Origin of the sequence: Shewanella sp. SP1S1-7 (assembly GCF_031932105.1) — a bacterium.
GTDB classification, from domain to species: domain Bacteria; phylum Pseudomonadota; class Gammaproteobacteria; order Enterobacterales; family Shewanellaceae; genus Shewanella; species Shewanella baltica.
In genome coordinates this window covers 32,322-44,118 of the sequence record NZ_JAUOEU010000036.1, presented here as the reverse complement: position 1 = coordinate 44,118, position 11,797 = coordinate 32,322, and the positions used below count along the sequence as shown (strand labels likewise).

Below are 11,797 nucleotides of genomic sequence, written 5' to 3'. Positions count from 1 at the left end.
GCCACCTAATAAGAAATGTTATGATCCCCTCATAACCCATTTAGGTGACAACATGAATAAAAGTAAACGTGCACGATATAGCGCCGCCATTAAGCTTGAAACAGCTCAATTAGTCATAGATCAAGGTTACACACAAGAAGCGGCCGCGAAAGCCATGAACGTGGGTAAATCGACAGTCAGTAAGTGGGTAACACAGCTTCAGGTTGAGCGCCAAGGGCTTGCTCCTAAAGCCTCACCCATGACACCTGAGCAGATTGAAATCAGGGCACTTAAACGTGAAATTGAGCGGATAAATCTCGAGAAAGAAATCTTAAAAAAGGCTACGGCTCTATTGATGTCGGACTCGCTGAACATTTCTCGATAATCGAGAAACTCAATCAGAGCAATAAATACCCTATTTCAGTGTTATGTCACGTATTCAACGTGAACCGAAGTAGCTACCGTTATTGGGCAAGCTGTGAGCTTGTGGTGACGCCTGAGCAGCGGCATTTAGAATGTGAAATCAAAGCGATACATGCTGAAAGTAAGGAGTCTGCGGGTGCGCGAAGTATAGCCACCATCGCTTCTGAACGTGGCTTTACGTTAAGCCGTTATCGGGCGACTCGGTTAATGAAAAAGCTTGGCTTAGTGAGTTGCCAACAATCCAAGCATCGCTATAAGAAGGCTGAAAATGAGCATGTGACCATCCCAAATGTACTCAAACGACAATTTGCAGTTGTCGAACCAAACACCGTTTGGTGTGGCGATGTGACGTATATTTGGGCGGGTAATCGTTGGTGTTATTTAGCGGTTGTGCTGGATTTATTTTCGAGAAAAGCCATCGGTTGGGCGATGTCATTTTCACCGGATACTGAGTTAACGGTGAAGGCCTTAGGTATGGCCTTTGAATCACGTGGGAAGCCTAAAAACTTGATATTTCATTCAGATCAAGGCTGTCATTATACCAGCCTGAAATACCGTCAGCGGCTGTGGAAATATCAAATCAGCCAGAGCATGAGCCGTCGCGGTAACTGCTGGGATAATGCGCCAATGGAAAGGTTTTTCAGAAGTTTAAAAACGGAATGGCTCCCGATACAAGGCTACAAGAGTTTTAGCGAAGCTAAACAAGATGTGACCGATTACATCATTGGTTATTACTGTGAAGTCAGGCCACATCATTACAATGCAGGATTGAGCCCAAATGAATCAGAGCGAAGATTTTGGGAAGATTCTAAAGCTGTGGCCAAATTTAGTTGACCACTACAATCTGATTCTGTCGATATTCTCGCCGAATTAGCAATGCCATGGGAGCCCAAATAATGACTCCTCCTGCACGCAACACCAGCAAAAAATTAAAGGAATTTTTAAGCAAATATTTTGCGCCAGAGCATTTAAATCCAGAGCTCAAGCAAACGCTGTTAATGCAACTAGCCTATAGTATTCAAGCATTTCCAGCAGGCTATTGGGAGCAATTCGAACTAATAGATAGGCTAGTAAAAATTCTGATAACAAAAATGTCTTCAGGCTCTGTCAGTAACACTGAAATATTTGGAATTTTAAAGAAAAATAAGCATCTTACATCATACCCATTTGCTGCCACCATTTGTGCAGTGTTACCCCCCAATGCCACACCACAATGGAGAACGAAATACACAGCATACCAATCGATTGTTCTTATCTGTTGTTTCATACGCTATACCCATGACCAGCAACTCGCAATCTCTGGAAATGAAAATGCATTACGCGAGCTACGTCTGGTAGCGATGGACCCCAAGCATCGAAAACTATTAGATATACTGCCAGAATTGGATGAAACATCAGTTGAACTACTGGTGTCAAAACTAAAAGAACTACGAAAGGAAAAATATCCTGCCCCACAAGAATACGGCCTTGGCTACTTGGAGTTAGTGCTTAGAGAAGCAGTATCAGGGAGCAAAAGACGACGACGAAGAATTAGAATACCTCCTATTTCAGGCCCTGACACCTTCATCGAACTTAATCCCGTTGATGCATTTGAAGACGCAGGCCTTGAGGTTAAAGAACTATGTGTCGCATCCACAAAACCGACGACAGCTCAAGAACGAGATGAGGCAATATCGGTAACAGCCGGTCGAACATTTCGTATTGAAGATAAACCCTTAACGAATAGACTAAAAACATCCCCTCCCCCATCCTCAAGAGCGGTACGGGCTATACAGCATAAGTGTCTGACCGAAAAACTCCGCATTATGCAGTTGTCCTTAAATTGCAGTTACAATCAGCTGACCGAATGGGATATATGTCAACTCATTCGTTTTACGACTAATGGAATTAAAACTGGAGTAAACCCAGATAGCTGCTCAACCCTACTTCTGTGCTTGCTATGCGGTCGAGATCCTATTTCACTAGGACAATCTTCAAATACATTTTGTCTCACACATTACAAAAATCGCCCTTGCATATCTCTAACCCACACAGTACCAGCAAGCAAACAAGATGTAAGACTAGAAAAATGTTTGAACAATATAACAAACCATTTGGTGCTGCCGCTCCCTCAATTTTTACAAGATAAGCTAACTCAAAACGTGGGCACTGCAGACTTGAAGTCAGTCATTAATGACATCAACAAGCAACACCGATGTCGTTTAAGTCTCGGAAGAATCACCCGTTTTCTTGAACACTGGTATATCAATAATGGACTAGATCGTGCCGAAGTCGGACTCATAAAGGTGCGAGCCCCCCGAAATCAGCCTGCACTAAGCTATTCAAATTTCGATGCAGATAAACTGATTGAAAACCACCACAGATACGTGAGTTCAATCTTCGAGATGGCTGAGATCGCTTCGCAACTCCCCGAAGTAAAGCCCATCAAAAAGCAACTGGGAAGTGCATTACATCTCCCTCCACGGACTTTACACAATTTTTTTCGCGTTTTGAGGAGTCAAATTCCTCGCCCGCGAAAGCAATCTTTGGAAGAACTCACGACACTACATAATCACTATGTCTGCTACGTATGGGCGCTTTTGACGTTTGCAACCGGTCACCGCGATGTTAATGCACCAATGGGACAACGTACCGATTTCAACAGCCATAACAGTACCTGGTGGATTAGCGATAAAGAAAACCGACATGGGATATCTGCTAGAACACTTATACTTCCACAGACTGCAGTGAAGCAACTTGAACATTATCTACAACATCTTCAAGAGTTGAAAAAACGCAGTCAACTCATCGCAAAAGATATTTTCAATCGTGCAGACGAGGCAATGACAGGCAGCGGAAATCTTCTATTTTTTATAAAACATCAAGAACAGGACAACATCCCCCAAATTATGCAAGAACTCACGCCTGCCAGAGTAAAAGCATTTCTTGGAGACCAGTTACCCTGGCCTGGCAACTGGGGGAGGCATCACATGCGCAGCGAATTAAAGCGTCTCGGTGTTGTTCCGGCAGAAATAGATGGTTGGATGGGACACGAAGATATTGGAGAAGAATCAATGGGTCGTCATAGCATGCTATCAACTCAATACCTCAACCGTATTGCTCAGCGTATCGAAACGCTACTGAACACTCATGAAATTACGGTGGTTGACGCATGGAAAACCCGCTGATCCTTCCACATGAACAGAAATCCCTAGTACGGTTATTGGGGCATCAGTCCAGAACTGCTGCTCGGCAAAAAAGTCATATAACGATAATAAAACAAGCTCTGGCCGTACTTGAACATCATCTACCTGAACTGTTTGAAACACCACCGAAATACGACCGATTTTCGGCAGTTTGGCCACAGGTTGACTCAGAACTGCGAAAGGCCCTCAAATCGGAAACAGCTTACCGCCGAGGATATGCTTTTATCTGCAGACAACTAGAAACGGGTAACCGACAAGGACTTTGGCAGATCAATCTTCCCTCAGACTATCTCACTCTTCGTAGAGTTCGACCGCTTAGAAATTTGACTTGGCAACACAATACTTCTGATTTCGCATCAAAAATTGACGGTTCGCTAGACAAGCTTGATAAAACATCCGATCCCCAACAATGCTTTGCCAGATTGCTGATGAGCTGCATTTGCTATGGAGGCCTGAATCGACCTGCACTTTGGCCCGCGCTGGCGAAAGCATTAACCGACTATAGACCGTTAAATGGCAATAAGGACCTTTGCTGGCTAACGTTGAGGCCAACCCCAGGGAAGAAGTTTGCCAGTAACGTCTACACCGTTCAAGACGATTTGGGACCCAATAAAGCTCAGGTCGAGGTTCATTTTTTCCCCGATCCAATAAGTCTCGGGCTAATAAAGCCATTTCTAAACAGCCGAACAAGAAGTTGGCGCCCCCCAAAATCAATCAAACAATGTTTAGAGATAATTAAGTCAGAACTTAAACTCATTCTTCCAATAAAACAGTTTCAACAAGGTGGGATTTGTTTTGCAGAGGCTCAACCTGATGTCGAGTTACCACAAGTGTTGGTAGAGTATTCGTTGGGACGTCAAAAAAGCGCATCCCTACCCAATGCCTACTGGTTCAGATTATTTAAAGGTGCAACGGGATCCTGCAACGTAAGAAACTTTGCTCAATTCAAGAAATGGTATAATCCAATACAAACAGACTCTTCAGTAACATCGCCATCACACCGTTTTAAGCTAGGTAACCGATACCTGCTTAACCAAATAAGAGAAATATTTAAGCAGAATAACGCCAATCCCCAAGGAAAGCGCCAAGTTGTTCTTCATTTACAAGAACTAACACAAGCAAGCCTCAGCCCAAACGAAGAGCTCCTTCTTAAATGGCTAATTCACCACCTGACTACTGAGAAAAATGAAGTATCAACAGCGAATAGATACTTTGGAGCAATTGGAGGCCACTGGTTGGCTGCGACCGCAGGCGTTGACTTATACAGCTTGAGTAGTGACGATTTTATCGAGCTTTATCAAGAGATTATGAATCGTACTGATACCCAGCACGAACTACACTATAAAGCTCGTCGGTTTGAGAACCTACACTTATTCGCACAACAAGAATTTGATCTCCCTCCTCTTAATCAACCACTAAGCGAAGGTAGCGATATTACTCCCCATGTAAGTGCAGCCATTGTTGATGAGGCACTGTTTTCAGCCCTGCTTCGCCAAATCGATTACATAGACGATTTAGACCATGCTGCCAAACGGATGTTAAAGTGCTATTTGCTCATTGCCTATCGTACAGGTCTCAGACCCGGTGAAGTCGCCAAACTGCGTCTAAAAGACATTGAGCCTTCCTCTGTCGGCTGGCTATTTGTTCGTGAAAGCCGCCACGGGCATAACAAAACCGACTCTGCGCTTCGAAAAGTGCCTTTATTCCCTTTGTTGACCGACAACGAAAAAAGTTTAATGGAAAGCTATCTTAGGGATCGCCTTATGGCTTGCCGTAAGCGTTATAACGAATTGCTCTTTCACGCAGAGGGTAATCCCTTTGAAGTTGTCAATACTGGTCAAATATCCTTAATGGTGAAAGAGATATTGTCTCAGTTAACTGGCGGAATTTATTATCGTCTATATCATCTTCGCCATACAGCATTGTCCAGACTTCAACTCCTTGCCCATGATGACTTAATCACATTACCTGAAGTTATCAAGGCGATGTTGCCATACCCACCTTCACAAAAGTGGACAATATCTAAACTGATATTTGGTGAAGGCCGGTTGCGAGATAGATATTCTGCGTTGGCTGTGTTTGCTGGCCATAGTAGTCCAGACATAACATTTAGAAGCTACTTACATTTTACCGATTTACTGCTGGGCTGCCATTTGGCGGTAAACGCTCAAGAAATACCTGAAGAAACAGCGAACATTGCACTTGGAGTACGCCCACACCGTTATAAAGTGATGCAAAAATCAGGAAACATCACCCCTGTACGTTTGCTGCCATTTTTTAGAAAGCGGCTAGTCCCTTTTATGGGCCCGGTGAGCAGTATTCGTCAAGGTATAATCCTTGAGAAAAATGAAGTTGAAAAAAGCAGCCACTATATTCAAGCCTTGGCTGTGCTCAGGGGGATTGAGCGTGGCCATGAATATCAAGAAGTTGCCCTTCAGTATCGCCTCACTCCTGAACTCGTCAAACGCTGGATAGATGCTGCAACTGCACTTCGGATGTTAAAAACACCACGAGGTATTGACCGATTGTTTTCAAAAAGACGTTGTAATGCGCTGCTACCCGCAGAACCCACTGACATTGCTGATCGAAAAGATATCTCTTCGGCTCTACAAGCATGTCGCGAACTCAATTCGACTCCAGAGGGAAAAGTCGAATTACAATGGGCTATTCAGTATTGCTTAACGCATACAACCAGCAGCCACACGTCGATTTTCTTTGACAAAGAAACAGAGTTTCAGCGATTCATGGCAGTGGTAAGCAAACTTTTTACTTGGAAGCGCTGGCACCTAAAACTGCATTACCAATATGGAAAACCCTATAATCAGTGGAAATGCCACCACAACATTCAGATAACTTGCTACACGTTACAGAAAAAAAATGAATATCCAGAAGGATCTGGGGCATTATTTTTACGTCATGCCAATGAACAAAAGCACATCAAAAAACGCGGCGACGAAACAATAAGCCAATATTCCTCCTCGGCACTGAAAACCTTATTCCACCAGCTGGCGATTATCCTGTTCAAAGCGGAGCAAATAAAGCAATGGGAACAGCGTTAATGTCATCATGCTTCATCCAAGCCGCTTATACCATTGATCGTTCATAGCAGAATGAGCGTACCAATGATGTGGAGGCACATCTGCAAAAGCGGTGCGCCAATGGCATACTTCCATGGAGAGATTGTCACATAATCTCACCATAGAGGCCGGAATATAAGCCTCAGAGCGGCGCCCGATCTTGACCGACAAGCAACTACTCAACGCCTCAAATACCTTGGGGGAGCTTCGATACAACAACTCTAATGGCTCAGCCAACACCATAAAATTGTATGACTCGTGTGACCCCGCAATGCCATCCCGAGTATCTGCATTATAAAAAAGGTGAATTTTACCTATGTCGTGTAAAAGACCACCGATAAAAGCTACGCCGACACTTAAAGGCCCAACATTGTATCGCCAGCACAGCATTGCCGCCGTAACTGCCACCTCATGGCTATGTTCCAGTAATCCACAAGCATGATTATGATGATGACTTCGGCTCGCTCTAGCGTTAAAAAACTGCCCCATCAGCTCATTATTGAGCAATACTGCTAAGTAAAAGCGTCTTAATGCCTCATCATGGATAAGTCCCAAAATCCCCCAAATATCGATAATGATTGACTCACAACCTGCGGGGACAAGTTTAAAATGGTGATTCACAGCAGCTTGATCGGTAACCTCATGGATATTCAAGGTTACTTTTACCCGCTGCAAATCATTACTAGGGCTCCACTGAACCATCACTAGCTGCCCCTCAGGTTTTACACCTTCCATGACATTGGGGGATAGCTCTAGTGTATAAGACTGTCTTAAGCAGCTAAATTGCCACAACTCCACCTGTTTTCTCCGCTCTATCAGATGTACCCAGGCCAAGTCATCAGCATTATTTGTTCGGGATCTGATATTCATTTTGACGCCCCCCCTTTTGGACCATTACCAATCAACCGTTCAAACGCTGCGCCATCTTGCCCTAATAAATTAGGTACATAGCGAGAATACACCCTAAATAACATACCCGTATTGGCATGACCTAACTGCCGAGCAATCCATTCTGGGCTCTCTCCAGCTGCAAGCCACAGGGTTGCTGCAGTGTGTCTGGTCTGGTAAGGATTTCGCTTTTCGAGTGCCAAACTTTCCAGCAGTGGATACCAAACACGTTTGGTCACATTCTGATGGCTCAGTGCGTCACCACGGCGGTTACAAAAAACGAATTTACTCCGAATTTTGGTTAGCTCACTTTGGGCCTGAAGTGCTTCATATACAGGCTGATTCATTGCAATCGCGCGGTCTGAACTTGACGTTTTAGTTAGACCAAGGCTGCCACGAACTAATGACTGGCGGATGTGGATCAATCTGTTCGTAAAATCAATATTTTCCCACGTCAGACCATCGATTTCCCCTGTGCGCATACCTGTAAAAAATCGAACGGTGTAGTAAGGGCGAAAATCATCCCTTACACTCTCGATAATCCGATATACCTCTACCAACGAAAATGGTTGAATATCCGTTCGCGGCATAGGTAACGCTTTGATATTTCGCCAAGGAGTCTGAAAACCAAAGCGCTCAGCAGCCTCATTTAGGATTAATCGTAAATAAGTCATGATGTGATTGATTCTTGAAGCTGACAGCGAACGATTTGTGAGTGCATCGACCTCACAAAGACTTAGACGCAAACCCAGAATATCCTGCTTACAGATAGTGGCTATCATCTTAGTCCCCATCGCGGGTATGAGGTGACACCTTAAGATCCCCTCTACCGTCTCAATTTGACTCGCGCGCCATTCTACCCGCTTCTCGTCCAGCCAAAGATTAGCAAAGGCACTAAACAACATGCGCCCACCAGCAGCATGGAATTGACTGAGTTTAGCTAACTGAGTGAAGTGTTCGACTTTAGAGCTATTAGGAAAATGATGCCGATAATCAAATGAACCAGCTTTCATTTGCTGTTCCAGCATTAACAACAGTTTATTTAATTTTTGTCGATTCGCCGGAGTATCGGCAAGACTGGTCTGCTCACGGCAACGTACACCCTTATAGCGAAAATCTAGATAAAGTTTGCCATCTCGGCTATTTACAGTTCCCATGGCAACCCCCTAGTTCAGCTGATTTATCAGATCATGGGCAGAGGCTCCAAGCAACATAGACTCCTCAACTCGTTCCCATATGTAGAGAATTTTTCGTCCGCCAAAAGGCCGAATGTAATGCACACCTTCAAAGAGCACCGCATCCTTTAAGCATTGGCGGATAGTACGAGCGTCATAGCGGATACGCGCAGATAGTTCTTCAGTTGTAAGATAGGTATATGGCATAATCAAACCTCGCTTTTTTCTCTTCTAAAAACAAAAATGACCCGCAGAAGAGAATTTAGCACTAAAATAAATCATTGCAAGTCATTTTTCTCTTTTGCAGGTATTTTTTCTTCTCAAGGAGGATTTTATGGTAAAGTGTCACTTGTCTCGGATCTTGGGCGAGAGAAAACAAAAAATAGCTGAAGTATCACGAGATACAGGTATAAACAGAAATACCCTCCACCGTCTCTACAATGAAACAGCGACAAGAGTGGAACTTGATGTAATTGAGGTACTTTGTAAGTATTTAGACATACAGGTGGGTGATCTGTTTGAGCTCGATAAGCCCAATAATTAACAATAAGATTTTGAAATGAGTATTATGTAATTTGCCGGCTTTCAACTTTGTCTATCTTACTCAGCTATCCGCAGTCTATTGCGGATAGCTAATGGGCACTAGTGTAACCAGTCTGTATGAAGGAGATACCCAGCACGCTTTTGTCGGATAGACGGCACCTGTTACCAAGTGCCGCCCTCCTAAGAACCGTACGTGCAACTTTCACTGCATACGGCTCAAGCCTCCCCTCCACTAAGGCGTATTCTGTTACCCAGCACCCTACATCGCAGCCAAGACGGGTTCGAACCAAGAGTTTCTACCTTCCTTTGCCCGTTTCCGCTTACTTAAGTAAGCTTCATATTCGGGGTCGTAAGGTATGGCTGCGCTCCTGATTTTCACATGTCTCTTTATCAGCGTTTGAGCTATCTGAACCAGATTAAAATGGCAGTCCATGTTGGCGATTTTCTGCCAACCGTGAAATTGCCATCCTCCTATGCGATTCATATAGTATTTACGCCTCACCCAGTCCTTACTTTTAGTTGGATGACGCCTAACGGCCCAACGCCATAACAACCAGAAAAGTTGATGCCCTACATAACCAAAAACTTGCTTTGCAACACTGTGGCGATAATAGTTCGCCCATCCTCTCAGTTTCGGATTCAATATTTTGATTAAATCGTTAACGGGGATTGTTGGATGTTTTCTGATGAATTCACGTAGATTACTCAAAAATGATAGAACGTTGCTCTTGCTCGGTTTAATGAGCAGTTTGCCGTTGTACTTCCTGATATTGAATCCCAGAAAGTCAAAACCATCATCGATATGAGTTATGTGAGTTTTATCATCAGAGAGTGTTAAGCCCCTTTCCTGTAGAAAACCAATTAGTTGCGGCTTAATTTCATTAACGAGCACTTCCTTCGAAGAACCTGTGATAATAAAATCGTCTGCATATCCGATAAAGTTGACACTATTACCTGTTTTACAGGCAATAGACTTAACCAATTGTTCTAACCCAGCCAGCGTGAGCAACATCAGCGTAGGGGAAATTATCCCTCCTTGCGGTGTTCCTTCTGCTGTTTTATAGAACAATCCTTTGTCAACATAACCGCACCCAAGCCATTGTTTCAGCATTCGTTTATCTAATTGAATGTTGTCGATGAGCCATTGATGACCTATCTTATCGAAACAAGCTTTGATGTCACCCTCAAGAACCCATTGGCTAGAGCGTTTCATACATAAACATTTGAAGCACTGTGCAATTGCATCTGCTGCGCTTCGGTTAGGTCGAAAGCCATAGCTATTGAGGTCGGCCACCGTTTCCGAAATAGGCTCCAAGGCGAGAAGATGAAGCGCTTGCTGCGCTCTGTCTATCATGCAGGGTATGCCTAAAGGTCTGAGCTTGCCGTTTTTCTTGGGGATGTAGATACGCCTGAGCGGTTTGGCATGATAGCCTTTCCGGCTCAGTTGATTCACCGCAGTCATACAACGAGCATCACTATTCCAAATAATGCCGTCGATCCCTGGTGTTTTGCTGCCTTTATTTTGAGAAACTCTTTTAACAGCAAGCAATTTTGCTGATGTAGAGTGGGTTAATATCCACTGCAATGCTTTCGCCTTGCCGTGTTTACCTTCTCGGGTTGCTTTTGCAATGCGCATTTGAAGCTTTAATACATGTTGCTTAACCGCCTTCCAGTTAATGGATTGCCATTGAGCATTGTCAGGAGGTGCACTAACTTCGTTTGAAGCCATCATTTGCGTTTCTCCTTGAATAAAGTTCTTCAAATCATCTTGCAACGGGAGACCAGCTAGAAGTCAGCTCGCTTTCGCGCCTGATAAAATCAGTATCCGCATCATTACAATGCGACATTCGCTTTTTCTAGCCTCCTTTACCTGCATGACTATCGGCAGTCTTCGCAGACTGCTTTCCCAAGGGGAGCAATACAGGCTTACCCTGCTCCGTATGTCGCGCAACGTCAGGTTAGATGCCCACTATAGTGCGGAGAGTTATTTGATCACGAAAGAGCACTGTCCAATCTCTTTCCAACTCTCGTGCCTTTTGGCCACAGCGTATTAACCACTTCCGCTGTTTCACGTATAACGCACCTTATATGGATTCACTTACGTTCATCATACTGACACCCTAGCACTTACCCGATTGTGGTTATCAGGAAGAACGTCCTCTCACGATTCAGTTCCCATTCGGCATAAAGCCAAATATCGTTACATTGTCAGACTCGCTGCTTTATTCAGAGCCTTAGGGTCATCTGGTGATACAGATGGTTCACTCTTATCGCGGTGAACAGCGCTTCATACGACCTCAGGTCGCACGGACAAAAACGCGTTAGGTTTTTTACTCTAATCAGTTGGTTTCGGATTAATATTTCTATGGGGTAACGCCGCGTTAAGGGGTGAATGCCGCCTAAATCAACTTTCCGCAGACGACCTTCACCATAAAAACTCATCGCTTACAAAAAATGCCACGCGGCATGAATCCCTCTTAAACGCTTTGTTGAACGAAGCCGCTTTGCGGTAGGAACATGATAAAGC

8 protein-coding genes are annotated in these 11,797 nt (G+C 44.1%); 4 read left to right on the top strand and 4 right to left on the bottom strand.

Features of this window, described 5'->3' with window-relative positions:
- Nucleotides 1-52 precede the first annotated feature (52 nt).
- The 3 genes from Q4Q49_RS19865 (at nt 53) to Q4Q49_RS19855 (ending at nt 6,646) form a co-directional block, all read left to right on the top strand.
- Nucleotides 53-1,236, top strand: a protein-coding gene (locus Q4Q49_RS19865) for an IS3 family transposase (protein WP_312000243.1) whose coding sequence is annotated in 2 segments (ribosomal slippage) — nt 53-308 and nt 308-1,236 — 1,185 coding nt in all. Because the reading frame shifts where the segments join, the coding sequence is not laid out codon by codon here.
- Between the two features lie 62 nt (nt 1,237-1,298).
- On the top strand, nt 1,299-3,569 hold the full coding sequence (locus Q4Q49_RS19860; RefSeq protein ID WP_312000242.1) for a hypothetical protein: 2,271 nt from the start codon (nt 1,299-1,301) through the stop codon (nt 3,567-3,569).
- Complete coding sequence (locus tag Q4Q49_RS19855; protein WP_312000241.1) at nt 3,554-6,646, top strand: site-specific integrase; 3,093 nt, start codon at nt 3,554-3,556, stop codon at nt 6,644-6,646. The genes Q4Q49_RS19860 and Q4Q49_RS19855 overlap by 16 nt, the downstream gene beginning before the upstream one ends.
- Nucleotides 6,647-6,658: 12 nt before the next feature.
- Here the strand turns inward: Q4Q49_RS19855 and Q4Q49_RS19850 are convergent, their stop codons facing one another.
- From Q4Q49_RS19850 to Q4Q49_RS19840, 3 genes are read right to left on the bottom strand one after another with little or no spacing between them, the layout of a single operon-like run.
- A complete protein-coding gene (locus tag Q4Q49_RS19850; protein ID WP_011846885.1) occupies nt 6,659-7,534 on the bottom strand; it encodes an HD domain-containing protein in 876 nt (291 codons plus the stop codon).
- Nucleotides 7,531-8,709, bottom strand: coding sequence for an Arm DNA-binding domain-containing protein (locus tag Q4Q49_RS19845; RefSeq protein ID WP_312000240.1), 1,179 nt, complete (start codon nt 8,707-8,709; stop codon nt 7,531-7,533). The genes Q4Q49_RS19850 and Q4Q49_RS19845 overlap by 4 nt, the downstream gene beginning before the upstream one ends.
- Nucleotides 8,710-8,718: 9 nt before the next feature.
- The gene (locus Q4Q49_RS19840) at nt 8,719-8,934 is read right to left on the bottom strand and encodes a hypothetical protein (protein WP_011846887.1); all 216 of its coding nucleotides are present in this window, start codon (nt 8,932-8,934) and stop codon (nt 8,719-8,721) included.
- A gap of 127 nt (nt 8,935-9,061) precedes the next feature.
- On the opposite strand from Q4Q49_RS19840, the gene Q4Q49_RS19835 reads away from it, so the two are divergent.
- Nucleotides 9,062-9,271 (top strand): helix-turn-helix transcriptional regulator, encoded by a 210-nt coding sequence (locus Q4Q49_RS19835; RefSeq protein WP_011846888.1) that lies wholly within the window; start codon nt 9,062-9,064, stop codon nt 9,269-9,271.
- A 258-nt stretch (nt 9,272-9,529) separates the two neighbouring features.
- Here Q4Q49_RS19835 and ltrA read toward each other — a convergent pair whose 3' ends face one another.
- The gene (gene ltrA, locus Q4Q49_RS19830; protein ID WP_312000239.1) at nt 9,530-11,002 is read right to left on the bottom strand and encodes a group II intron reverse transcriptase/maturase; all 1,473 of its coding nucleotides are present in this window, start codon (nt 11,000-11,002) and stop codon (nt 9,530-9,532) included.
- Nucleotides 11,003-11,797 lie beyond the last annotated feature (795 nt).